Annotated in this window: 24 protein-coding genes; 15 read left to right on the top strand and 9 right to left on the bottom strand. The window is 71.7% G+C overall.

The features are described 5' to 3' along the window. Positions 1-60: 60 nt before the first annotated feature. Together Q9R08_RS15270 and Q9R08_RS15265 are read right to left on the bottom strand one after the other, a co-directional pair. A complete protein-coding gene (locus Q9R08_RS15270; RefSeq protein WP_308868965.1) occupies positions 61-483 on the bottom strand; it encodes a DUF1801 domain-containing protein in 423 nt (140 codons plus the stop codon). After that, positions 483-1,064, bottom strand: coding sequence for an HhH-GPD-type base excision DNA repair protein (locus Q9R08_RS15265; protein WP_308868964.1), 582 nt, complete (start codon positions 1,062-1,064; stop codon positions 483-485). Before Q9R08_RS15265 ends, Q9R08_RS15270 begins: the two co-directional genes overlap by 1 nt. A 61-nt stretch (positions 1,065-1,125) precedes the next feature. Here Q9R08_RS15265 and Q9R08_RS15260 point away from each other — a divergent pair, with 61 nt between their 5' ends. The 7 genes from Q9R08_RS15260 (at position 1,126) to Q9R08_RS15230 (ending at position 6,637) form a co-directional block, all read left to right on the top strand. Further along, entirely contained in the window at positions 1,126-2,688 is a 1,563-nt protein-coding gene (locus tag Q9R08_RS15260; protein WP_308868963.1) for a protoporphyrinogen/coproporphyrinogen oxidase, read from the top strand. Between the two features lie 99 nt (positions 2,689-2,787). Continuing rightward, positions 2,788-3,177, top strand: a complete 390-nt coding sequence (locus tag Q9R08_RS15255; protein ID WP_308868962.1) for a hypothetical protein — start codon at positions 2,788-2,790, stop codon at positions 3,175-3,177. 4 nt (positions 3,178-3,181) lie between these two features. Next, entirely contained in the window at positions 3,182-3,583 is a 402-nt protein-coding gene (locus tag Q9R08_RS15250) for a phage holin family protein (protein ID WP_308868961.1), read from the top strand. Further along, positions 3,573-3,857: a hypothetical protein gene (locus Q9R08_RS15245; RefSeq protein WP_308868960.1), complete on the top strand. Its 285-nt coding sequence runs from the start codon at positions 3,573-3,575 to the stop codon at positions 3,855-3,857. Before Q9R08_RS15250 ends, Q9R08_RS15245 begins: the two co-directional genes overlap by 11 nt. Positions 3,858-4,041: 184 nt before the next feature. Next, on the top strand, positions 4,042-4,887 hold the full coding sequence (locus Q9R08_RS15240; protein ID WP_308868959.1) for a uroporphyrinogen-III synthase: 846 nt from the start codon (positions 4,042-4,044) through the stop codon (positions 4,885-4,887). A gap of 6 nt (positions 4,888-4,893) precedes the next feature. Beyond that, a complete protein-coding gene (cofD, locus tag Q9R08_RS15235) occupies positions 4,894-5,892 on the top strand; it encodes a 2-phospho-L-lactate transferase (protein WP_308868958.1) in 999 nt (332 codons plus the stop codon). Between the two features lies 1 nt (position 5,893). Beyond that, complete coding sequence (locus Q9R08_RS15230) at positions 5,894-6,637, top strand: sulfite exporter TauE/SafE family protein (RefSeq protein WP_308868957.1); 744 nt, start codon at positions 5,894-5,896, stop codon at positions 6,635-6,637. 37 nt (positions 6,638-6,674) lie between these two features. Here Q9R08_RS15230 and Q9R08_RS15225 read toward each other — a convergent pair whose 3' ends face one another. The 5 genes from Q9R08_RS15225 to cofG all read right to left on the bottom strand — a co-directional run bounded on the left by Q9R08_RS15225 (position 6,675) and on the right by cofG (position 12,877). Continuing rightward, a complete protein-coding gene (locus tag Q9R08_RS15225) occupies positions 6,675-7,106 on the bottom strand; it encodes a cupin domain-containing protein (protein ID WP_308868956.1) in 432 nt (143 codons plus the stop codon). 53 nt (positions 7,107-7,159) lie between these two features. Beyond that, the gene (gene cofC / locus Q9R08_RS15220) at positions 7,160-7,771 is read right to left on the bottom strand and encodes a 2-phospho-L-lactate guanylyltransferase (RefSeq protein WP_308868955.1); all 612 of its coding nucleotides are present in this window, start codon (positions 7,769-7,771) and stop codon (positions 7,160-7,162) included. A 122-nt stretch (positions 7,772-7,893) separates the two neighbouring features. Further along, positions 7,894-8,907: a glucose-6-phosphate dehydrogenase (coenzyme-F420) gene (gene fgd / locus Q9R08_RS15215; protein WP_308868954.1), complete on the bottom strand. Its 1,014-nt coding sequence runs from the start codon at positions 8,905-8,907 to the stop codon at positions 7,894-7,896. Continuing rightward, the gene (locus tag Q9R08_RS15210) at positions 8,904-10,469 is read right to left on the bottom strand and encodes a flavin-containing monooxygenase (RefSeq protein ID WP_308868953.1); all 1,566 of its coding nucleotides are present in this window, start codon (positions 10,467-10,469) and stop codon (positions 8,904-8,906) included. Before Q9R08_RS15210 ends, fgd begins: the two co-directional genes overlap by 4 nt. Continuing rightward, positions 10,466-12,877, bottom strand: coding sequence for a 7,8-didemethyl-8-hydroxy-5-deazariboflavin synthase CofG (gene cofG / locus Q9R08_RS15205; protein ID WP_308869109.1), 2,412 nt, complete (start codon positions 12,875-12,877; stop codon positions 10,466-10,468). Before cofG ends, Q9R08_RS15210 begins: the two co-directional genes overlap by 4 nt. 112 nt (positions 12,878-12,989) lie before the next feature. Here cofG and Q9R08_RS15200 point away from each other — a divergent pair, with 112 nt between their 5' ends. After that, positions 12,990-13,454: a hypothetical protein gene (locus tag Q9R08_RS15200; RefSeq protein WP_308868952.1), complete on the top strand. Its 465-nt coding sequence runs from the start codon at positions 12,990-12,992 to the stop codon at positions 13,452-13,454. A gap of 87 nt (positions 13,455-13,541) precedes the next feature. On the opposite strand, the gene Q9R08_RS15195 is transcribed toward Q9R08_RS15200, so the two are convergent. After that, positions 13,542-14,360, bottom strand: coding sequence for an ABC transporter permease (locus Q9R08_RS15195; protein ID WP_308868951.1), 819 nt, complete (start codon positions 14,358-14,360; stop codon positions 13,542-13,544). Then, positions 14,357-16,534: an ATP-binding cassette domain-containing protein gene (locus Q9R08_RS15190; RefSeq protein ID WP_308868950.1), complete on the bottom strand. Its 2,178-nt coding sequence runs from the start codon at positions 16,532-16,534 to the stop codon at positions 14,357-14,359. The genes Q9R08_RS15195 and Q9R08_RS15190 overlap by 4 nt, the downstream gene beginning before the upstream one ends. Before the next feature lie 151 nt (positions 16,535-16,685). Here Q9R08_RS15190 and Q9R08_RS15185 point away from each other — a divergent pair, with 151 nt between their 5' ends. The 7 genes from Q9R08_RS15185 (at position 16,686) to Q9R08_RS15155 (ending at position 24,018) form a co-directional block, all read left to right on the top strand. Further along, the gene (locus tag Q9R08_RS15185; RefSeq protein WP_308868949.1) at positions 16,686-17,759 is read left to right on the top strand and encodes an enoyl-CoA hydratase/isomerase family protein; all 1,074 of its coding nucleotides are present in this window, start codon (positions 16,686-16,688) and stop codon (positions 17,757-17,759) included. A gap of 26 nt (positions 17,760-17,785) precedes the next feature. After that, positions 17,786-18,628 carry an LssY C-terminal domain-containing protein gene (locus Q9R08_RS15180; protein WP_308868948.1) on the top strand — a complete coding sequence of 281 codons (843 nt, stop codon included), beginning with the start codon at positions 17,786-17,788 and terminating at the stop codon, positions 18,626-18,628. Beyond that, positions 18,625-19,176, top strand: a complete 552-nt coding sequence (locus tag Q9R08_RS15175; protein WP_308868947.1) for a hypothetical protein — start codon at positions 18,625-18,627, stop codon at positions 19,174-19,176. The genes Q9R08_RS15180 and Q9R08_RS15175 overlap by 4 nt, the downstream gene beginning before the upstream one ends. Before the next feature lie 60 nt (positions 19,177-19,236). Next, positions 19,237-20,163, top strand: coding sequence for a J domain-containing protein (locus tag Q9R08_RS15170; RefSeq protein WP_308868946.1), 927 nt, complete (start codon positions 19,237-19,239; stop codon positions 20,161-20,163). Positions 20,164-20,357: 194 nt separating this feature from the next. Next, entirely contained in the window at positions 20,358-21,332 is a 975-nt protein-coding gene (locus Q9R08_RS15165; protein WP_308868945.1) for an ABC transporter permease, read from the top strand. Beyond that, entirely contained in the window at positions 21,329-22,321 is a 993-nt protein-coding gene (locus Q9R08_RS15160) for a carbohydrate ABC transporter permease (protein ID WP_252787570.1), read from the top strand. The genes Q9R08_RS15165 and Q9R08_RS15160 overlap by 4 nt, the downstream gene beginning before the upstream one ends. Positions 22,322-22,383: 62 nt before the next feature. Next, positions 22,384-24,018, top strand: a complete 1,635-nt coding sequence (locus Q9R08_RS15155) for a type 2 periplasmic-binding domain-containing protein (protein WP_308868944.1) — start codon at positions 22,384-22,386, stop codon at positions 24,016-24,018. The last annotated feature ends 76 nt before the right edge of the window (positions 24,019-24,094 follow it).

Genomic DNA, 24,094 nt, shown 5'->3' with positions numbered 1-24,094 from the left:
GTCAACCTTAGGACCCGGCGCCGCCGGCCCCGCGGATCGGGTCGGCGCAGGCGACGCGCGTCAGCCGGTGACGGTGAGCGTCGCCGAGCCGGTGTCTCCGTCGATCACGCGCCGGTAGTCCTCGGCAACGATCTCTCGCAGCACCTCGGCGTCGATCGCCTCGAGATCCTTGAGGTACAGGCAGCCGACGCCGATCTCGTGCGGGCCCAGCCTCGCCAGCCGCTCGCCGTGCGCCCCGGCGTCGAGCAGGTAGACCGTCGTCGCCTGGCGGCGCGGGGCGAACGCGCTGATGGGGGCGTCGCCCTCAGTGCCGGTGGGGTAGTGGTAGTGGCACGACCCGAAGCCGACGATCGTGCCCCACAGCTCGGGCTCGCGTCCTGTGACATCCCGCATGAGGGCGACCATCGTCGCGGCATCCCGGCGCCGCTTCGGAGAGCCCACGGCCGCGAGGAACTCGTCGACGTCACCGCCGGTCTTCTTCATCAGACGCCCCCGCCACCCGACTTCGCGGCCGCTTTCATGGCGCGCTTGTGCTCGCGCACCTTCGTCAGAGACTCCGGCGAGACGATGTCGGCGACGCTGCGGAACGAACCTTCCTCGCCGTAGGGCGCTGACGCCTCACGCCATCCGTCGCCGGTGTAGCCGTACTGCTTGCCGAGCAGCGCGAGGAAGATCTTCGCCTTCTGCTCCCCGAACCCCGGCAGGGCCTTGAGTCGCTTGAGCACCGTGGGTCCGTCCGGCTCGTCGCGCCTCCAGATCGCCGAGGCGTCGCCGCCCCAGTCCTGGCCGATCGCAGTGCACAGCGCCTGCACCCGCGCGGCCATCGATCCCGGGAACCGGTGCACCGCGGGCGTCGCCGAGAACAGTGCGGCGAACGCCTCCGGATCGAAGCTCGCCAGGGCAGCGGCATCCAGCGTTCCCGCTCGTTCCGAGATCTTGAGCGGACCGGCGAAAGCGGTCTCCATCGCGACCTGCTGATCGAGCAGCATGCCGATGAGCAGGGCGAGCGGGTCGTCGGTCAGCAGGCGATCGGCGTCGTCGTCGCCCGTGATGTGGAGCGTCATGGCCCCAGTCTCGCACTCGCGGCCCCCGGCGCGGCAGTGCGCGAATGGGAGTATGGATGCCGTGACCGACCCCATGCCCTCTCCAGACGCCGCCGGCGCGCCGCCTCGAGCGACCGGGGATATCGGCCCCGCCGCCGAACCGCTCCAGGACCTCGTGGATCATGCCCGCCAGACGCACGTGGTGGTGATCGGCGGGGGCATCGCCGGGCTCGTCGCGGCTTGGGAGTGCGCCAAGGTCGGTATGGGCGTCACGCTCGTGGAGGCATCCGATCGCCTCGGCGGCACGATCGGCTCCGCACGCATCGGCGGCCACGATCTCGAGATGGGCGTCACCTGCTGGTCGACCCGCGGCGGCGCCGTACGGCGGCTCGTCGACGAGGTGCTGCCGGGCGCCCCCGTCGTGACCCCGCGTGACGACCGCGAGTGGATCGCCGGCCTCCCGAAAGGGGGTGGTGCGCCCCTGCCGGCGGAGCAGGTGCTCGGCATCCCGGCGAACCCGTGGGACGAAGACGTGCGCCGGCTGATCGGCTGGGATGGCACGTGGCGTGCCTACCTCGATCGCCTGCGTCCGCCGCTCACGATCGGCGCCCAGCGCAGCCTCGGCCGCCTCGTTCGGAGCCGTGTGGGCGCCAAGGTGCGCGACCGCCTCGTCGCACCGCTTACCGTGGACCGCTTCGGCCTCGACCCCGACGACGTCGACGTCGAGATCGCGGCGCCGGGACTGAGCAACGCGCTCACCCGCACCGGCTGGCTGGGCGGCGCCGTCGCCGACGTCCGCGTGGGTGCGACCGGCGCCGGGATCGAAGGACTGGACGGCGGGATGCCGCAGCTCGTGGCCGCTCTGGCGGGACGGCTCGCAGAGCGCGGGGTCGTCGTCCACACGGACGCACGGGCGACGAGAGTCGTGCGCACCGGCGAGACGTGGACGGTCGCTCTGGAGACCGCGACCAGTTCGGCCGTGACGAGTGGCGAGGCGGATGCCGGCCCCCCGGCCGACCTCCTGGCCGACGCCGTCGTCATCGCGACGGACGAAGCCGCCGCGCGTGCACTCCTGGCCCCGGCGCTCGGCGCCCCCGAGTTCGCCGGCGTTCCGCCCGCGGGCATCCCACGGGAGGTGGTGACGCTGGTCGTCGACGCCGCCGAGCTCGACGCGGCTCCGCGCGGCGCGCACGTCCACGCCGTGGCCGGTGCACGCGTGGCGACCGGACTCGTACACGAGACCGCGCGCTGGGACTGGCTCGCCCGGGAGCTCGGGCCTGGCCGCCACGTCCTCCGCGTCGCCTTCGGCGCGCCGAGAGGTGTGCCCGCCACCGCGCCACTGACCGACGCCGATGCCGCCGCGCTCGCGGTGGCGGAGGCATCCGCCCTCCTCGGCGTGACCCTCGGCGCGGACCGGATCGTCGGCGCGCACCGTGACGCGTTCACCCTCGCCCCGCCCGCCTCAGCCCTCGGCCACCGCGATCGCACGGCCGAGGTGCGCGCTGCGGTCGAGCGTGCGCACGGTCTGGCGACGGTCGGTGCGTGGCTCTCGGGAAGCGGGCTCGCCCAGGTCGTCGCCGATGCGCGCGAGGAGACCGACCGGATGCGCCGCCAGGTGCTGTGGGGCGCGGCTGCGACCGAGTGAGCACGCCGTGACGACCGGTGTCAAGGGTGGATGCCGGAATCGGCATACAGGGCTACCCTGGGAGAGTCGTCAGGTGCACACCGAGCGTGAGGAGACCTCATGAAGGGCAAGGCAGGACTGGTCGTCGGACTTGCGATCGGGTACGTCCTCGGTACGCGGGCGGGCCGAGAGCGGTACGAGCAGATCAAAGGGCAGTGGCTGAAGGTGTGGAACGCCGAGCCCGTGCAGACGCAGGTCGACAAGGTGAAGGACTTCGCCAAGTCGCAGGCGATGGCGCTGCCGTCGACGCTGTGGGAATCGGCGGTCAAGGTCACCCAGGCCGCCGGAGCGAAGGGCACGCCCGGGCAGAAGCTCGACGCCGCCCTCAAAGTCGGCGAGGACTCGGCCGACGACGTGGAGAAGGCGGCGCAGACCTCGGCGAAGGCGGTGAAGGACGCCGTCGACGACGCGATTGACGACGCGTCGGAGAACGGCCGCGGCGGGGCCTGACGTGATGACCACGCCGCGTGGCTTCCGCGACCGCGCGGACGACAGCCTGCTCACCCTGATCGGCGAGATCCCGGAGCTGATCCGCAACCTCGTCATCGCGGAGATCGACGCCGCCAAGGCCTGGCTCTCCCGCACCGCGAAGGACGGCGGGTGGGGTGCGCTGTGGGCGTTCGCCGCGCTGTTCGTCCTTTTCTGGTCGGTGCCCGTCCTCGGGACCTTCGTGATCGCAGGGCTGTCGTCATGGTGGCCGGTGTGGCTGTCTGCGCTCGTCGTCTTCTTCGCGATGCTCGTGATCACGGCGGTGCTGGCCTGGCTGGGCATCCTCCGCTTCAAGAAGATCGGCGAGCGTCAGAACCCCGTGCAGTCGATCGCCCTGGATGTGAAGGAGGTGCGCGATGAGCTCTGACGCCGTCGTGCCCGTACCCGTGCCCCGCACCGCCGTTCCGCTCGGCATCGGCGACCCCGTCGTGCAGGCGCGCACCGAGCTGAAGGCCGCGCTCGCCGCGATCGAAGAGAAGGCCAACGTGCCACGGCGCGTCGGCCGGGCGGTGGACGACGGTGTCGAGCAGGCTCGCGCCTTCCAGCGCCGCAAGCCCGCGCTCGCCGCCGCAGCGGTCGTCGTGGGTGCCGTAGCGATCGGCGCCGCCGTCTGGGGTTTCGTCCGCCTGTACACCCGCTGACCCCGCCGCTCGCCGCGCTCTCCACAGGGCAGGGGCACTGCTTCCGGGATGAGGGGTATGCTCGGGAGGCAAGGCAGTGCAACGGTGCGTATGCTGCCGATCGCGCGAACCCGATTCGAATCGCGCATCGGCTGCTCGAACGTGGTGAGCGGCCGACTGAGCACCATCGAGAGTCGACCCCCTTATGAACACCGCCGCAGCTCAGCACCAGTCCGTCAAACCATTGACCGGCTGGCGCGTTCTCGTCCCCCGGGGCGGCCCTTGGGGTGACGGCGTCGCGGCCACTCTCCGCCGTCAGGGCGCGACCCCGGTCATCGCGCCTCTCATCAACTTCGCGCCCACGAACGATCAGGCCACGCTCGAGCAGGCGCTCGCCGACTTGGCGGCCGGCAAGTTCGACTGGCTCACCGTCACCAGCGCTACGACCGTCGATGTGCTCTACGCGTATCGAGCCGTCGTCCCGCCGACCACGAAGGTCGCGGCGGTCGGCGAGACCACCGCGGCGGCGCTCCTCGCCGTCGGCTATCGCGTCGACCTCGTCCCCGAGCGCGACAACTCCGCGGCCGGCATGGCCGAGCAGCTCATCGGCCTCGAGCCGCAGGCCCGCGACATCCTCACCCTCCGCAGCGAGATCGCGAAGCCGGTCCTCACGCGGATGCTGACCGATGCCGGTCACCGCGTCCGCAGCGTGGTCGCGTACCGCACCGTCGGGGTGCCGGTGACCGATCGCATCGCCGAAGACGTCCGATCCGGGCGCATCAACGCCATCCTCGTGACCAGCGGCTCGGTCGCCGAGCAGGTGCACGAGCAGTTCCCCCACATCCCCGCCACCACCCTGATCGCCGCGATCGGGCCGCGCACCGCCAAGGATGCGCGCCGGGCCGGTCTCGACGTCGACGTCATCGCCGACGCGCAGACCGTCGACGCGCTCATCGACGCGGTCGCAAAGTTCTCGCTGCCGCACGCGGCCGACGAGTTCGCGCCCCGCACCGGCGTGCTCCCGCGGCTCGGCATGGACAGCCGGGGCTGACGTCGGATGACCGGCACGCCGCGCATCGTCGTGCTCGCGGGCGGCGTCGGCGGCTCCCGCTTCGTGCTGGGCGTCCGCGGAGCGCTCCGTGGGCGCGGCATCGACGACACCACGTCGGCGCTCACCGTCGTCGTCAACACCGGTGACGACCTGTGGCTCTCCGGCGTCCGTCTTCAGCCCGACGTCGACTCGATCACCTACGCGCTCGCCGGCGTGAACGACGCCGAACGCGGCTGGGGGCGTCAGGGCGACAGCGAGCGCGTCAACCACGAGCTGCAGGAGTGGGGCGCCGGCTGGCCCTGGTTCACGCTCGGCGACCTCGACCTCGGCACCCATCTCGCTCGCACCGGCTGGCTGCGCGACGGCCTGACGCCCACGCAGGTGCTCGAGCGGATGTCGCATCGCTGGGACCTCGGCGCACGCCTGCTCCCGATGACCGACGCCGAGGTCGACACCATCGTCGTACTCGAAGACGGTTCACGCCTGCACTTCCAGGAGTGGTGGACGCGCCACCGCGCCACTCTCGCGCCCGCGCGGTTCGAGAACCCCGGCATCGACGCCGCGGCTCCCGCGCCCGGCCTGACCGAGGCCCTCGCGGCAGCCGACGTCGTGCTCCTCGCGCCCTCGAACCCCGTCGTGTCGATCGGCCCGATCCTCGACGTGCCCGGCATCCGTCAGGCGCTGCGCGACACCGCGGCGCCGGTCGTCGGCGTCTCGCCGGTCATCGGCGGCAAGGTCGTGCGCGGCATGGCCGACGTCTGCCTCACGGCGATCGGCGTCGAGACCTCCGCCGCCGCGGTGGCGGGTCTGTACGGTGCGCGCGCGGACGGCGGCCTGCTCGACGCGTGGCTCATCGCCGAGGAGGACGAGGCCGCGGCCGACGAGGTGGCCGGGCTCGGCATCCGCTCGCTCGTGCGTCCGCTGTGGATGACGGACGATGCACGCCGGACCGCGCTGGGCGAGGCGGCGCTGACCGCCGGCCTGGCCGACGATCGAGCTCTCTGACGTGCCCGAGCTGGCGTGGTGGGCGTGGGCCCTGCTCGGCGTCGGCGCGGTCGTGGTGGGGCTGTCGAAGACCGCCGTTCCGGGAGCGGGCACCATCGCCGTCGCGATCTTCGCGGCCGTCCTCCCGGCGAAGCAGTCGACCGGCGTGCTCCTGCTCCTGCTGATCGTGGCCGACCTGTTCGCCGTGACCATGTATCGCCGCCACGCGGACTGGCGCACCCTGCTGCGGCTCGCCCCCGCCGTCGTCGTCGGCGTGCTGCTCGGCGTCGTGTTCCTCTGGTTCGCCGACGACCTCTGGGTCAAGCGGTCGATCGGCGTCATCCTGCTCGCGGTGATCGCCATCACGTTGCTGCGCCGCCGGTTCATGTCGCAGGTCGACACCGCGGGCCCGCACCGCATCGCCGCCGCGACCTACGGGTCGCTCGGCGGCTTCACCACGATGGTCGCGAACGCCGCCGGGCCGGTGATGTCGATGTACTTCCTCGCGGCGCGCTTCGAGGTGAAGGCGTTCCTCGGCACCGCGGCGTGGTTCTTCGCCATCGTCAACCTCTTCAAGGTGCCGTTCTCGATCGGCATCGGCATCATCACAGTGCCGGGGCTGCTCGTCGACCTCGTGCTCGTGCCGCTCGTCGTCGCATCCGCCTTCCTCGGCCGCTGGCTGGCCGACCGCTTGCCGCAGTCGGTGTTCGAGAAGCTCGTGATCGCCTTCACCATCGTCGGTGCGGTGTACCTGCTCGTCGGCTGACCGTCGCGCGACCGCGCTGGGATCCCGGCCCGCCGGGTCAGGTCCAGGGCGAGGCGCGGTCGGGGGCGCGCTGGCTGTCGTCGGGCAGCTGAGGCAGTTCGCGGCCGCCGGCGCGGATGCACAGCCAGCGCAGCTCCTCGGGGCTGTCGGGCAGCGCACGCCACGTGCGCAGCACCCCCTGACCCACCCGCACCACGGTGCCCGGACCGACGTCGATGATGTCGTCGTCGAGCGCCATCTGGCCACGGCCGGCGAGGAACACGTAGGCCTCCTCCACGCGCGAGTGCACGTGCCAGTAGCCCGCTTCCTCACCCGGCTCGTACGCGTTCGCGGTCATGCCGATGTACTGCAGATTCAGCTCGTGATCGACCACTCGGCGCCCGTCGCGCGAGCTGTCGGGCCGGAACCCGCCGTAGTGCGCCCGCCACTCGTCGAGCCCGCCGATCTCCAGCACCTCGTAGTCGCTCATCACGCCAGGCTAGCGCCGTGGCGGTCGACCGGCGCCATCCCTGGGCCGAGGCGTCAGGTCTCGGCGTGCGCGGCCAGCAGTGCGGCGGTGCGGGGGCCGAGGCCGAGCGCGGCGGCGGCCGTCAGCTGCGCGGCGGTGTCGACGTCGCGACGCAGCGTGGAGGCATCCGCGATCGGGAGCGCCTCACACCCCAGCGCGACGTGCCGCGCGAACGAGCCGTCGCCGAACGACGTCTCCCACGCGACGCCCGCGCGTGCGGTCACCAGCGTCGATCCCGTGCCCTCCGCGTCGGGCACGACGGTGCGGTCGACGGATGCCGCTGCCCGCAGCGCCTCGGCGAGATCCTCGGGTCGCAGAGCCGGGAGGTCGCCGAGCAGGGCGGCGCGCGGCATCCGTCCCCCCGGATCGATCGCAGCCACGCCTACAGCCACGGCGGCGTCGAGCCCGCCCGCGTCGCCCTCGGGAACGAACCGCAGCGCCGGGATCAGCGCCGCTTCGCGTGCGAGCGTCGCGTCATCGGTGACCACGACGACCTGAGCGACGAGCTCGCAGGCGCTCGCCGCGGCGAGCGTGTCGAGGGCGATCGCGCGGGCAAGATCGGCGCGGCCGACGCCGTCCACCTCGAGGCGGGACTTGGCGCGCGCCGACGGCTTGACCGGGACCACTACGATCCACCGCGGCGTGCGCGACTCAGGCGGATCGGCCGACGGGGCCTCGACACGTCGGGCGGACGGCGGATCCGCCTGAGCTGTGCGCGCTTCGCGCCGACGCCGACCGAACAGCGGGGTCACGCGCCGAACCGCGCGCGCAGCCGCGGCAGGATCTCCTCGCCGTACAGCCGCAGGAACGCGCCCTGGTCGTGGCCGGGGTCGTGGAACACCAGGTGGCGGAAGCCGAGCTCGATGTACCACCCGATGCGCTCGACGTGCTCGTCGGGGTCGTCAGACACGATGAACCGCGACGCCGCGCGCTCGATCGGAAGCTGCTCGCCGAGGCGCTGCATCTCGATCGGGTCGTCGACGCCCATCTTCTCCTCGGGGGTGAGGGCGAGCGGCGCCCAGAACCGCGTCTTCTCCTGCGCGGCCTCGAGCGTCGCGTCGAGCGACACCTTCACCTCGATGAGCGTGTCGATCGCGTCGGCCGCGCGGCCCGCCTTCTCGAGGCCCTCGTGCAGCGCCGGCAGGAGCGTGTCGGTGTAGAGCTCGCGCTTCTTTCCCGACGTGGTGATGAACCCGTCGGCGATACGACCGGCGAGGCGGGTCGCGGCGGGTCCGGCGGCACCGATGTAGATCGGCACCGGCTCGGGCAGCTTGTCGTAGATCGTGATGTTGTGCGCGTGGTAGTAGGTGCCGTCGAAGTTGACGCGGTCCTCGGACCACAGCCGGCGGATGAGGCCGATCGCCTCCTTGAGGCGCTGGAACCGCTCGGGCGGGTCGGGCCACGCGATGCCCAGGTTCGCCTCGTTGAGCGCTTCGCCGGTGCCGACGCCGAGGATCACGCGCCCCGGGTACATGACGCCCAGGGTCGCGAAGTCCTGTGCGACGACGGTCGGGTTGTACCGGAACGTCGGGGTCAGCACGGAGGTGCCGATGAGCACGCGCGAGGTCTTCGCGCCGAGCGCGCCGAGCCACGGAACGGATGCCGGAGCATGCCCGCCCTCGTGCAGCCAGGGCTGGAGGTGGTCCGAGATGAACACCGAGTCGAATCCGGCCTCCTCTGCTCGGATCGCGTAGTCGAGCAGCTCGGCCGGGCCGAACTGCTCGGCGGACGCCTTGTATCCGAAGCGCAGCGGAACGGTCATACGGGGCTCCCTTCGAGAGCAGGTTCGCGATCGGGGCCCGGGAGTTCCCGGCCGCGGTGTGCGGCGTCGGGCGCGGGCAGGAACTCCGAGCCGTCGGCCCGGGCGAGCCGCTCCCGGAAGGCGTCGACGGTCCCCGGCCACAGCAGGGCGAGCCGGCCCGAGCGCTCGTCGACGTACCAGTTGCGGCATCCGCCGGTCATCCAGCGAGTGGATGCCGCAGCCTGCGCGATCTCGTCGGAGTACTGCCGTTCGGCGTCGGGGTCGACGCGAAGCACCCGGCCGGAGCGGCCGTCGAGGACACGTGTGACGTATCCCGCCTGCTCCTCGATCATGAGCACGGACGACGAATGGCCGAGCGAGGCGTTCGGGCCGTTGAGCACGAAGAGGTTGGGGAAGCCGGCGACGACGGTCGAGGCGAACGCCGTCATCCCACCGGACCAGTGCTCGGCGAGCGTCTGGCCGTCCTCGCCGGCGACGAGGTCGGCGTAGGGCTGGCGGGTCGAGGCGAAGCCGGTTGCGAGGACGAGCGCGTCGATCTCATGGCGCGTGCCGTCGGAGGCGACGAGCGTCGAGCCCTCCACCGCAGCGAGCGCACCCGGTACGAGCGACACGGCGTCGGACGCCACGGCGGGGTAGAACTCGTCGGAGAGCAGCACGCGCTTGCAGCCGAACGCGTAGTCCGGGGTGAGCGCGGCGCGCAGCGCGGGGTCGGCGACCTGCCGTTCGAGGTGCGCGAGCGCCACGGCTTCGGCCTCCGCCGCGGCGGCGGAGTCGCCCGAGCGCGACGCGAAGCGCGCCTCGCCCTCGGCGTACAGATCGGCGCGCAGCGCTTCGAGCGACGAGGGATCCGCGACGAACCGGGCGCGGTCGGCGTCGGAGTACGCGTCTCCTCCTCGCGGCACGATCCATGCGGGCGTGCGCTGGAAGAGCGTGACGTGCGCCGCCACGCGCTTGAGCTCGGGCACGATCTGTACGGCGCTGGCGCCGGTGCCCACGACACCGACGCGCAGTCCGGTGAGATCGGCGGAGTGATCCCACCGTGCAGAGTGGAACAGCGGCCCCGGGAACTGCTCGAGGCCGGCGATCCGGGGGATCGTCGGCTCCGTGAGCCGCCCGCACGCGAGTACGAGCACGTCGGCGACGATGACGTCGTCGCCGACGCCGACGCCGCCGTCGTCTCCGGATGATGCGCCCGTCCCGGAGGAGGTGCCGATGCGCCAGACCCTGCCCCCGGCATCCCATTCCGCGTCCCGCATCGTCGTGCGCAGGCGCAGCCGGTCGCTCAGGCCCTCGACTTCCACGACGTGCTCGAGGTAGGAGTGGATCTCCGCGCCCTTCGCGTACGTCCCGGACCAGGTCGGGTTCGGATGCGCGGCGAAGCCGTACAGGTGCGACGGCACATCGCACGCGACGCCCGGGTAGGTGTTGTCGCGCCAGGTTCCCCCGACGGATGCGCCGCGCTCGAGCACGACGAAGTCCTCGCGGCCGGCGCGGCGCAGCGCCATGGCCATGCCGATGCCCGCGAACCCGGCGCCGACGATCGCGACCTCGACGCGGGTCATCGCGTCGCCTGGCCGTACGTCGTCGTGCGCCGGCGGAACGGCCGGAACAGCCGCGCGACCATGGCTGCGGCATCCGTCACCGGCAGTTCGAGGCCGTGCTCGATGCCCGCCTCGGGCCTGACGCGGCCGTCGAGCAGCGTGCCGCCGAGATCGTCGCCGCCGGACTGCAGCAGCACCGCGGACGCCTCGCGCCCGACGCGCGTCCACGGGATCTGCACGTGCGGAATGCTGCCCGACAGCAGCAGGCGCGACACCGCGACCATCGCGCGATGCTCGTCGAGCGACGCCCTGCCGGGAACGAGCGGCACACCGCCGGCGGGGCCGGGAAGGGGGATCGGCACGAACTCGGTGAACCCGCCGGTCTCGCCCTGGATCGCGCGCAGCCGCCGAAGATGGGCGACGCGCTCGGCGGCGGTCTCGACGTGTCCGTAGAACAGCACGCTCGTCGAGCGGAAGCCCGCGCGGTGCGCGGCGGTGATGCCCTCGATCCAACCGTCGATCTCGAGGTCGCCGGGGGCGACGAGGCCCCGGACCCGCTCGCTCAGCACCTTGACGCCGGTGCCGGGAACGGTGTCGACGCCCGCCTCGCGCAGGGCCGCCAGGGCGGCGTCGAGTCCGAGACCGGAGCGGTCGGCGAGATCGCGCACGTCCTGCGGGCGGTACGCGTGGAGATGGATGCCGGGCACCGCCGCCTTCACCGCACGCGCGATGTCGAGGTAGGCCGACGCGTCTTGCTCCGGCGGCAGGAGACCCTGCACGCACAGCTCGGTGGCGCCGAGGTCCCACGCGTCGGCGGCGATCGCGCCGACGTCGTCGAGCGTGAACGTCGCCGGGTCGTCGGTCGGCGCGGAGCGGAGCCCGGAGGACGTGAGGTTGCGGTTGACGACGAGCGTGACCGCTTCGCCCACCGTGTAGCGGCGCACGTCGTCGGCCGCCGCCGCGAGCACGTCGAGGTCGTCGCCGGTCGCCTCGAGCAGGGCGATCCACTCGGCGTCGTCGAGGGCGAGCGGATCCGCCGCCGCCGCTTCGGCGAGCCGTCGGGAACTGCCAGAGGGTGCATTTCCGCCGGCCGATGTGCGCTGACCTGCCCGCTCGCGGATCGGGTCGGCGGCGGGTGTGCGGAGATCTGCCCCCTCGCGATTCCGGGGCGCCGGTGTGACGGCCAAGCCCGTTGAGGGGTCGGCGAGCGCGGCGACGGAGGGACGCAGGGCGGGGTCGATCCAGGTCCCGGCGTCGAGCACGAACTCGGGCTGGGCGGTCAGGCGCTCGCGCAGCTCGAAGCCGAGCTCGGCCGTCATGCGGGCGAGATCGTCGAGGTGCGGCCACGGACGCTCGGGATTGACGTGATCGGCCGTGAGCGGCGAGACCCCGCCCCAATCGTCGGCGCCGGCGCGCACGAGCAGGCCGAACTCGGTGGGATCCGAGAGGTTCGGCGGCACCTGGATGCGCATGCGCGGCCCCATCACCAGGCGCGCCACCGCCACCGCGGCGACGTACTCGAGCAGATCGGCGTCGGGCGCCCCCTGCATCGCGGTGCGGGGTTTGGCGCGGAAGTTCTGCACGATCACTTCCTGCACGTGGCCCTGACCGTCCACCATGTGGCGCTCGTGGGCGTCGCGGATCGCGACGAGGGACTCGGCGCGGTCGGCGGTGGTCTCGCCGATGCCGACGAGGATGCCGGTCGTGAAAGGCACGCGCTCGCGCCCGGCCGCGTCGATCACCTCGAGTCGCACGGCCGGGTCCTTGTCGGGCGAGCCGAAGTGGACCTGCCCGGGCTCTTCGAACAGCCGGCGCGAGGTCGTCTCGAGCATCATGCCCATCGACGGAGCGGTCGGCCGCAGCATCCGCAGCTCCTCCGCGCTCATGACGCCGGGGTTCGCGTGGGCGAGCAGCCCGGTCTCGGCGGTCACGAGCCGGGCGATGTGGGTGACGTACTCGATCGTGGACGAGAATCCGTGCTCGTCGAGCCACGCCCTCGCCTCGGGCCAGCGATCCTCGGGGCGGTCGCCGAGCGTCAGCAGCACCTCTTTGCAGCCCATCGCCTGTCCCTGGCGCACCACCGCGAGCACCTGCTGGGGCGACATGTACGCGGGCTTGCGCTTCTTCAGCAGCTGGCCGGGGGTGTCGACGAACACGCAGTAGTGGCAGCGGTCGCGGCACAGTGTCGTCAGCGGCACGAAGACCTTGCGGGAGTACGTGATCACGCCGGGGCGACCGGATGCCGCGAGCCCGGCATCCCGCAGCTCGCCGGCGATCGCGAGCAGCCGCTCGAAGCGCTCGCCCGTCGCGGAGAGCAGCGTCCCGGCGTCGGCGGCGTCGAGCCGTTCGCCCGCAGCGGCGCGCGCCAGCGCTGCGTCGACGGCGGCGGGAGAGGCCGCTGCGGGGGGCGCGGTGACGGAGGGGGACATGACTGTCACCGATCCAGTCTTGCACCGAGCGGAGACGTCGGGGTCGCGGATCGTTGCCCTCCCGTAAGCAAATGAGCCCGGTTCCCGGGCGACCCGCTGGCAGACTAGTCGCATGGTGACGCTGCTGCTCGACTCGACGCAGCTCGAAGTGGTGCTGTCGGTATCGGAGCGCGCGCTGTCATTCCGCAAGGGGAATGTCGTCATCGAACGGTCCACGATCACCAAGGTGCAGCTCACCGATGACGCCTGGACGTGGCTGCGGGGCGTCCCCAGCCCAGGCACCCACCTGCGCGGCGTGATCGCGATGGGGACGTGGCGCTCGGCGGGCGGCGACGACTTCGCCGTCATCCGTCGTCGACGGCCCAGCGTCGTGATCGACCTCGAGGGGCACCCCGAGTTCCAGCGGATCATCCTGACGACCCGCCACGGCCTCGCGCTCGTGCAGGCGCTGCGCGTCGAGGTCGCCGCAGAGGCTGCCGACGTCGCCGAGATCGCGGCCGAGACGGGCACCATCCCCGTCGTGCCCGAGAAGAAGCCGCGCAAGCGCAAGACTCCCGCGCCCGCTCCCGCCGTCTGAGACCGCCGTAGGCCGCGTGTGCCCGGTCCGGGACTACCAGGTTCACGGGTGCCGGAACCTGCCTGTCCTGGACCGGGACCGGCTGCGTCAGCTGACGTCTCGGCGCCAGCTCACCAGGTGGCCGACCACCACGAACACCACGGCGTAGCCGAGCAGCACGAGGCCGCCCACCCACCACTCGAGCGGTTCGGCCGAGCCCTGCGGCATGCTCGCCGACAGCACGCTCGCTCCGACCAGGGCGTCGCTGGCGGCGCCGGGGAGGAACCGCGTGAAGTCCGACAGCCCCTCGACGAACGCCGCGGCGGTGCGGCCGATGGGCTCGACGAACTGCGTGAAGACCAGCACGCCGACGACGGCGCCGACCTGGTTGCGCACCAGGGCGCCGACCCCGACGCCGATGAGCGTCCAGAGGACGTAGGCGAGCAGCATCCGACCGAGCATCGTCCAGGTGTCGACCGACGTGATCGCGGTCTCGAGCCCGAAGCCGGCGAGGAAGGCGGCCGACGTGCCCAGCGCTGCCACGATGCCGATGACACCGAGCACCACGCCGATGAGGACGCCGACCGCGAGCTTCGCGGCGAGCACCCGGCCGCGGCGCGGCGTCGCGAGGAACGTCGGGGTCAGCGTCTTGTGCCGGAACTCCGCGGTCACCATGAGCGTGCCCACGAGGAGGGGGAAGACGTAGCCGACGGCGGTGGCCGTGCTGTAGAGGGTCGCGGCCAGCCCTTCCTCGGGGAGCGGGGGCGCGTCCCCGGGGAGCGAGCCCGACGCCGCCGCAGCGAACACGAAGCCCAGGGCGGCCGCGGTGAAGGCGACGTAGGCGAAGAGGACGATGGCGAGGATCCACCAGATGCTGGTCGAGAACAGCTTGGTGGTCTCGGCGCGCGTCGCTGCGGTCAGGCTCATCGGTCGCCCCCTTCCTGGTCGACGGACTCGCGGTCCTCGGCGGCCACGTGCTCCTCGTCACCCTCGGACGAGGGGGCGGATGCCGCGTCCTGCGTCGCCGCGACCGGCTCGGCTGCGTCGTCTCTCGCGGCCTCGGTGGGACTGGATGCCTCGGTCGCCGGGGCGGCTTCGTCGTGCGCGGCTTCCGGGCTCTCGGCCGCCGAGGCTGCCTCGTCGTGGGCGTCCTCGAGCGCCCCGGCCTCAGGCGGGATCCACGGCTCGGGGTCGGGTTCGGGATCGGCGTCTTCTGCCGGGGCACGCTCGTCCTCGGCTGCGGTGCCGCCGAGGGTCTCGGGATCCGCGCCTGCGTTCGCGCCGAGGTCGGTCGGGCCCGGTTCGGTGGGTTCGGGGTCGGTGGTGTCGGAGTCGGCGCCGGGTTCGCCGTCCTCCGCGGTCTCCGATTCCGGATCCGCGGCCGCGGATCCGGTGGGGGCCGCATCGGCCTCGCCGCCGGGAACGGCGCGCGGATTGCCGTCGGCGTCGAACGCCGCGAAGAAGGCGTCGGCCTCGAAATCGGAATCCGTCTTGACGTAGTGCTCCCACGGGCGGTCGTCGTCCGCGTCGGCGGGCTCGGGTGTCGAGAGCTCGTCGTCGATCTCGCCGAGGGCTCCGACGTCGGGATCGGCGTCCTCGGGTGCCCATGGATCATCGCCGGCGTACTCGGTCTCACCGGTCTCCGAAGGCGCCTCGGCGGCGGGCTGGGCGGCGGCGTACCCGTCGGACTCCACGGCGGTCACTGCCGGCTCCCGCTCGGCGTCGTCCTGCAGGCGGTCGATCGGCTCGGGCTCCGCCGGCTCCTGCCCGGCGGCGGGAACGATGTCGATCACCCCGGTGCCGGCGACCGCGTACAACGACGGCGCCGACGCCGTCGGCTCGGCAGTGGCCGGCAGATCTTCGCCGGCGACCGCGTCGTGCGCGCTCTCGACGGATTCGGCTTCGCGGGAGTCGCCGGCCCACGCGGCGCCGGCGGCCGCGGCCAGAGCGGCGGCGGCACCGGGTGCTCCCGTCGCCTCGGCGTCGAGCGCGGCCGCGCTGAGCGCCGACTCTTCGGCCTGATCCGCCTCCGAGCCTTCTTCTTCAGGAGAGTCCGCCGCAGCGGCCGGCTCCGCTAGGGCAGCCCCCGCCGCCTCGGCCGAGGCCGCAGCCGCGGCGACACCGGAGGTGGCCGCGGCGGCGGGCGCGGCATCCGTTCCCGGCACCTGTGAGAGCGAGCCGACCCCCCCTGTCGCGCTGGCGTGCACGCGGGCGCCGTTCACGAGGTCGAGGAAGACCTCCTCGAGCGCCGGTCCCCGGCGGTGCAGCGACGATAGCGCGACGCCGCCCGCCGCGGCGGCCGCACCCACGGCGGCCGGATCGAGGCCGCGCACGGTGAGGCCTGAGCGGAGGACCTCGAACGGCACGCCTGCCGCCCGCAGCGCAGCCGCGAGGGCTGCGCGGTCGGGCGCATCGACGACGGTGGCGTGCTCGTCGGGGTCGGTGAGCTCGTCGATCGAGCCCTGGAACACCAGGCGTCCGCGCGAGATGATCAGCAGCGCGTCGACGGTCTGCTGCACCTCGGCGAGCAGGTGCGACGACACGAGCACGGTGCGGCCCTCGGCCGCGAGCCGGCGGAGGAAGCCGCGCATCCAGCGGATCCCCTCGGGATCGAGTCCGTTCGCCGGCTCGTCGAGCACGAGCACGCCGGGGTCGCCCAGCAGCGCATACGCGAGTCCGAGGCGCTGGCGCATGCCCAGCGAGAATCCGCCGACCTTGCGGCCGGCGGCATCCGTCAGCCCCACGAGGTCCAGCACCTCGCCGACGCGCGTCTTCGCGATGCCGGCGGCCTGCGCGTAGATGGTGAGGTGCGCCGCGGCCGTGCGGCCCGGATGGAAGCTGGATGCCTCGAGCACGGCGCCGACGGTCTGCAGCGGCCGGTCGAGCTCGGCGTAGCGCTTGCCGCCGATCGTCGCGTGGCCGTCCGTCGCGCGGACGAGACCCAGCAGGATCCGCAGGGTCGTGGTCTTGCCGGCGCCGTTCGGGCCGAGGAATCCGGTCACCTGCCCGGGTTCGACGCGGGCGGTGAGCCCGGAGACGGCCGTGACGGCGCCGAAGCGCTTGGTGACACCTGAGAACTCCAGCGACTGGCCGTGGGGCATGCCGAAACCTTCCCGTGGACGTGAGCGAGACACCCCGGGGGGCACAGGTGGGGGCCGCTTCATTGCGGATTCCTTGCGGAACCGAGTCCCATCCTGGCGGAAATCCCGCTCCAGCGTGGGAGAACTTCACCCGGCCGGTAACGTTGCGCTCGTGACCGACCTCGCCGCCGACGCCGCAGAGCCCACCGTCCTCGTGAGTGCGAGCGGCGGCCTCGGGCGCCTTACCCTGAACCGTCCGCGCGCGATCAACGCGCTCGACCTCGGCATGGTCCGCCGGCTGCACGAGGCGTTGGATGCGTGGGAGCACGACACCGAGGTCGACGTCGTGCTGCTCGACGGCGCCGGCGAGCGGGGTCTCTGTGCCGGCGGCGACGTTCGTGGCCTCGCCGAGCAGGTGACGAGCGGCCGCGCCGAGGACGCCGGGGTGTTCTTCCGCGAGGAGTATGCGATCAACGCCCGCATCGCCGAGTACCCGAAGCCGTTCCTCGCCTTCGCCGACGGCATCACGATGGGCGGAGGCATCGGCGTCGCCGGGCACGCGGCGATCCGCATCGTGACCGAGCGATCGCAGCTGGCGATGCCCGAGACGCGCATCGGCTTCACCCCCGACGTCGGCGGCACGTGGCTTCTTGCGCACGCGCCGGGCCGCCTGGGGGAGTATCTCGGACTCACCGGGGCCGTGATGGATGCCTCCGACGCGATCTACGCCGGATTCGCCGACCACTTCGTGCCCCATGAGAACCTCGACGCCGTCCGCGATGCGCTCGAGACGCGCGCGGATCCCTCGACGCCGACCGAGCTCGTGCTGCTCTTCGACGAGACGCCGGTGCGATCGAAGCTCGAGGCGGCACGCGCGTGGATCGACGACGCCTTCGCCGCCGACACGGTGCCCGAGATCGTCGAGCGGCTGCGCGCCCGCCCGGAGTCCGAGGCATCCGCCACCGCCGATCTGCTCGGCGAGCTCTCACCCACCGGCCTCGCGGTGACGCTGGCGGCCGTCCGCCGCGCGCGCGAGCTGCCGGGCCTGCGCCACGCGCTCGACCAGGAGTACGGGCTCGTGATGTGGTTCGCCACGACCCAGCCCGACCTCGCGGAGGGCATCCGGGCGCAGGTCATCGACAAGGACCGCTCGCCCCGCTGGCAGCCGGCGACTCTCGCCGACCTGCCGTCCGACCTCGGCGCGACCGCACTGGCGCACCGACCCGACATCCCGCTCTGGGGCTGACACAGGTCGGCGGACGAGGACGGATCATGGCAGCCCGGCGCCGCGCGTACTCGATCGGTGTGGCGATCGACTGGTTCTTCTTCGTCTTCGCCGGGCTCGCGGCGGTGTGGCTGGCATATCTCAGCTTCACCGAGACGTTCCGCGTCGGCTGGTGGGGCGTCCCCTTCTTCCTGGCGTTCTGGCTGCTGCTCGCCTATCTCGTGCTGCCCCGCCTGCACCGCATCCTCACCACCGTCTACGTGCCCGAGTACTTCATCGGGCGCACCCGGACGAGCGACGGACTCCTCGGCGATCCGGTGAACCTGGCGTTCCAGGGCAGCGGCGAGCAGATCCGCGCCGCGCTCGAGGCAGCCGGCTGGACCCGCGCCCAACCGGTCACCCTCGGGTCGTCGTGGCGGATCGTCGCGTCGACGCTCTCGCGGCGCAGCTACGATGAGGCGCCCGTGAGCCCGCTGTTCCTCTTCGGACGCCAGCAGGACTTCGCGTACCAGCAAGAGGTCGACGGCAACCCGGCCCAGCGCCACCACGTGCGGTTCTGGCGCTGTCCGGACGACTGGCTGCTGCCCGGCGGGCGCCGCGTCGAGTGGCTGGCGGCGGGCACCTTCGACACGAGCGTCGGCCTGTCGCTGTTCACACTCCAGGTCACGCACAAGATCGACGCCGACACCGACGTCGAGCGCGACCACATCGTCCGGACGGTGACGGATGCCGATCCCCGCGTCGTGGTCGACGTCATCGCCGACTTCGCCACCGGCTACCACGCCCGCAACGGCGGCGGCGACAGCATCCGCACCGACGGCGACCTGCCGATCGTCGACGTGCGGGCGGTCGATCCCCGCGTCGACGCCTCCGGGGAGGTGACGCCGTGAGCGCAGAGACGCCCGCCCCGCGGAAGCGGGCCGCGTACGAGCCGGCCGCGCGACTGCTGAAGCCGCCGCGGTACGACCCGAACATGAAGCGGCCGATCTCCACCACCGCCGGCGCAGCGCTGATCCTGCTGCGCGTTCTCGCCGGTGTCGCCGTGCTCGTCGGCATCGCGACGGGGTGGGACGACATCCTCGCCGATCCCGACTCCGTGCTCGAGGGCTTCGACCCGAGCCCCGAGGGGACTCAGGCGGCGCTGGCGCTGGTGCTCGTGACGGGCTCGGTGGTGCTGCTGCTCGACCTCGCGCTGGCATTCCTCGTGTACCGGGGCGTCAACTGGGCGCGCGTGGTGGTGATGCTCATCTCGGTGCTCTCGATCAGCACGTCCTTCACCGCGTGGTGGGCGCAGGGGCAGGAGATCGAGATCAACGGGACGTACGTCTCGCTGAGTCTCGACATCCTGGTCCTCCTCGCCCTGTCCAGCCGCAGCGCCGCCGCCTACGCGCGCCGCAACGAGCGGCGCGACGCGCCCGACGACCCGGCGGTGACGTAGCCTGATCTGCGGTGTTCCGCGCGGCCGGTCCGGGCGGCAGAAGCTCCCCGGGGAGGGTGCGTGTTCGACAGTCCGCTCTCGGCATCGGCCTACGAGGTGCTCGCGGTCGACCCCGCTGTCGACGACGAGACCCTGCGCAAGGCCTACCGCCTGCGGCTGCGGCAGACGCACCCCGACACCGGTGGCGACGCCGCCGTGTTCATCCAGGTGCAGCGGGCGTGGGAGCTGGTCGGCACCCCCGACGCGCGCGCGGCGTACGACCGTGGCCACGGCTTCGGCGAGGCGGCGGCGCCCGAATGGTCGGGGTGGCGACCGCCGGCCGCTCGCACCGACACCCGGCCGCGTGCGCGCTCGTACGGGCACCCGGGCGGCTGGCGCCGCGAACGGTATCTGACGCTCATCCGTGAGTGGGCCGGCCGCGGCGTGACCCTCGACGACCCCTATGATCCGGCGCTCGTGCGCTCAGCCCCCGTGGCGCTGCGGCGTCTACTCGCGGACGCGCTCGCCGAAGAGGCGACGGCGCGCATCGTGGCCGACCTCGGCATGGGCTACACCGTGTGGCACGACGTGGCGGCGTCGGGACGGGATGCCGACCCCGATGCCAAGATCGACCACATCGTGCTCGGCCCGAGCGGCCTGTACGGGCTGCTCTCCGAGGACTTCGGCGGTCCGGCGCGCCTGCGCCGCGGCGAGTTCGTCGGCGACGGCGTGCCCGGGGCACCGCTCGCCGAGCTGCTCGCGCGCATGCGGGTCATCTCGCGCGCAGCGGGCGTCCGCTTCAGCGGCGCGATCGTGGTGCTCCCCGACGAAGACGTGGTCGACCCCATCCAGGAGCTCGGGCGGGTTCGCGGGCTGCGTGTCGCGGTGACCTCGCGCAGCGCGCTGGCCACCGTGCTGCGCCGCGGCATCACAGGCGCGCGCGACATCGGCGGCAACGAGGTCTTCGACGTCCGCACGCGGCTGCAGCAGACGGTCCGCTTCGCGTAGCGGCGCCGCTCGCGCCGCGTCGACACCGTGTGCTCTCGCCGAGAGCACCCGCCCTTCACGTTCGTGACGTGCGCTCTCCGCGAGAGCACACGTCGGCGGAGAGATGCCGAAATCGCAGACATCGGATGATCCAGTAGCGGAATCGCGATCGACAACATAACATTACGTCGTAAAGTAATCCCTGGAGGATCCGGATGACGCTCGACGTTGAGCATGCAACACCCGCCGCGGCGGTGATCCCGCAGCCGCGAAGGCTGACCACCCGCGCACGGTTCTCCCGGAGCGTGCGGCGGTACTGGCAGCTCTACCTGCTCCTGCTGCTGCCCATCGTGTGGTTCATCGTGTTCCGGTACGTGCCCATGGCGAACGCGATCATCGCGTTCAAGAACTACAACCCGATCGACGGCGTGTGGGGGAGCCCCTGGGTCGGCTTCGACAACTTCGAGCGGCTCTTCAGCAACCCCGTGTTCCCGCGGCTGGTCGCCAACACGTTCATCCTCGCCGCGTACACCCTGATCGCCAGCCTGCCGCTGCCGATCATCCTGGCGCTGGCGCTGAACGAGGTGCGGCTGCGCTTCTTCAAGCGCACGGTGCAGCTCATGACGTATGCGCCGTACTTCATCTCGACGGTCGTGATCGTGTCGATGACGATCCTGCTGCTGTCGCCTCGCGTCGGCCTGCTGGGGCGCACGTTCAGCTTCTTCGGCGCCGGCCAGGTCGATCTGCTGGCCGACGCCGACTTCTTCCGCCACATCTACGTGGCCACCGACCTGTGGACGACGACCGGGTACTCCGCGGTCATCTATCTCGCGGCGCTCGCATCCGTCGACGTCTCGCTCTACGAGGCGGCGAAGATCGACGGCGCATCGCGTCTGCAGAAGATCCGGCACGTCGATCTGCCGGCGCTGATGCCGACGGCGACGATCATCCTCATCCTGGGCGTCGGCAACATCATGGCCATCGGGTTCGAGAAGGCGTTCCTGCTGCAGAACGCGCTCAACCTCTCGACGTCGGAGATCATCCCCACGTACGTCTACAAGACAGGCATCCTCAACGCGAACTTCAGTCTCGGAGCGACGATCGGCCTCTTCAACGCCGTGATCAGCCTGGTGCTGCTGCTCGTCGTCAACGCGGTGTCCAAGCGGGTCACGGGAAGCGGGCTGTGGTGAGCAACGTCATCAGCAAGGAGGCCGTCCTCGCCGAAGAGGCCGCCGTCGGCGCCGTCGCCGCACGATCCCTTCCCAGCGTCCGGCGCAGGCGATCGGAGCCGCGCGGCGTGAAGATCCGAGAGACCAGGGGAGACCGCGCCTTCGTCGCGGTGGCCTACGTGCTGCTCGCGATCTTCCTGCTGGTGGTGCTGCTGCCGCTCCTGAACATCGTCGCCAGCTCGCTGTCCAGCCCGCACGCCGTCTCATCGGGCCAGGTGCTGTTCTGGCCGGTCGACATCACCTTCCGCGGCTATGTCGAGGCGCTCGGCAATCCGGCGATCGTGCGGGGCTTCGCGAACTCGGTCTTCTACACCGTGATCGGCACGCTCATCAGCGTGGCCGGCACGGTCGCGATCGCGTACCCGCTCTCACGCCAGAACCTGTTCGGCCGCAAGGTGATCACCGGCGCCGTCGTCTTCACGATGCTGTTCAGCGGCGGCGTGATCCCGATGTACCTGGTCGTGCAGTCGCTGGGACTCCTCGACACCCGCTGGTCGATGCTGCTGCCGAACGCGATCGGCGTCTGGCAGGTCATCATCGCGATGGTGTTCTTCCGCGCGTCGATCCCCGACGAGGTGTACGAGGCGGCGCAGCTCGACGGAGCGAGCGAGCTGCGCATCCTCTGGTCGATCGTCCTTCCGCTGGCGAAGCCGCTGATCGCCGTCATCGCGCTCATGTACGCGATCATGCAGTGGAACTCGTACTTCGACGCACTGCTCTACCTCCGCAACGCAGACCTGCAGCCGCTGCAGCTCGTGCTCCGCGGCCTTCTCGTGCTCAACGACGCCGGCGGCGGCGGCGATGTCGGCGAGCAGCTCCGGCGACGCGAGCTGGCCGACCTGCTCCGGTACTCGACGGTCGTCATCGCGACCGTGCCGATGCTCGTCGTGTACCCGTTCGTCGCGAAGTACTTCAACAAGGGGATCATGGTCGGCGCCGTCAAGGGCTGATCAGGCTTCCCTCCACGAACCCACCACCACGCAAAATGACCCGGGCAAAGGAGATTCCGGCAATGAGACACAGCTTGATGAGGGGAGCGGTCGCAGCGATCGCGATCGCGGCGACAACGCTCGCGATGGCGGCGTGCACGCCCTCGGCCGACGACGACAACGGGCAGCTCGTCGCCTTCGGTCCGCAGGGCGACAACGGCACGCTCGAGGACAACAGCTTCACCAAGGAGGTCGAGAAGAAGTTCGACATCGACTTCGACTGGCAGACCACCACCTACGACGGCAGCGTTGCGGGCGAGAAGCGGCAGGTCTCGCTCGCCAGCGGCGACTACCCCGACGCGTACTTCCTCGTACCGTGGGTCGACGCCTTCTCGCGCAGTGAGATCCTCAAGTACGGCCAGCAGGGGGTGCTGCTGCCGCTCGAGGACCTCATCGACGAGTACGCGCCGACGCTCAAGGAGCGCTTCGAGGAGAAGCCGGACTGGAAGGAGTCGGTCACGGCTCCCGACGGCCACATCTACGCGATCACCCAGTGGAGCGAGTGCTACCACTGCAGCTTCCCGTCGAAGCTGTGGATGAACACCACGTGGCTGGAGAACCTGGGCCTCGAGCAGCCGACCACCACGGAGGAGTTGCGCACGGTTCTGCGGGCGTTCAAGAACGACGACCCGAACGGCAACGGCGTGCAGGACGAGGTGCCGCTGAGCGGTTCGGCCACGCAGCCGATCATCAACTACCTCATGAACGCGTTCGCCTATGCGCCGGTCGCCGGACCGTCCAGCCCGCCCCCGATGGTCATGGAGGACGGCGAAGTGCAGCTCGCCGCCGCGTCCGACGAGTGGCGTGAGGGCCTCGCGTACATCAACTCGCTCGCCTCGGAGGGTCTGCTCGACACCGCGGCGTTCACCCAGAACGGCGACGCGCTCAAGGCGCTGGGCGACAACTCCGGTGCCGAGATCCTCGGCTCCGCGGTCGACCTGCATCCGTACGACTTCGTGACGGCCGAGTCCCCGGACGGGCGCGACAAGAACTACGACGCGGTCGCGCCGGTCGCCGGTCCCGACGGGACGCAGCTGGCCACGTGGCGGTCGCCCGTGAACCCGCTCGGCATCTTCGCCCTTACCAACAAGTCGACCGAGGACGAGCGCATCAAGGCGATCAAGCTCATCGACTACCTGGTGACGGACGAGGGCGACAAACGGGGCGCCATGGGCCCGGAGGGCGAGGCGTGGGTCCCGGCGGAAGACGGCGACGTCGCGCTCGACCCGGAGCTGGAGCCGACCTTCAAGCCGCTCACGTACGACGAGACCTCGAACGCCGCGTGGCGCTCGATGGCTCAGTACTGGGACTCGCTGGAGTACCGCAACTCGCAGGTCGTGCCCGAGGACGTCTACTCGCCGGACGGCTATGAGCGGCGCCTGCTCATCGCGTCGAAGGAGTACGAGCCGTACGTGCCGGACGAGAGCATCCTGTTCCCGTCCGAGAAGCTGTGGCCCGACCCCGACACGTCGGCCGAGCTCGCCGACCTGCAGACGAACATCGCGAACTACGTCACCCAGGCGCAGGCGGAGTTCGTCACCGGCCAGCGTGACATCACCGACGACGGCGCCTGGCAGGCGTACCTCGACGACCTGGACGGACTCGGTCTCGCGCAGTTCCTGCAGATGGAGCAGGACCTGTACGACGCGCTGAAGTAGGACGCAGCGGGGCGCAGCACCCACGAAGATGCCCGGCGGTCGCGAGACCGCCGGGCATCTTCGCGTCGCGGCTCCG

Origin of the sequence: Microbacterium psychrotolerans (assembly GCF_031085295.1) — a bacterium.
In the GTDB taxonomy this organism is placed as follows: domain Bacteria; phylum Actinomycetota; class Actinomycetes; order Actinomycetales; family Microbacteriaceae; genus Microbacterium; species Microbacterium psychrotolerans.
This window is presented reverse-complemented; position numbering and strand designations above follow the sequence as displayed.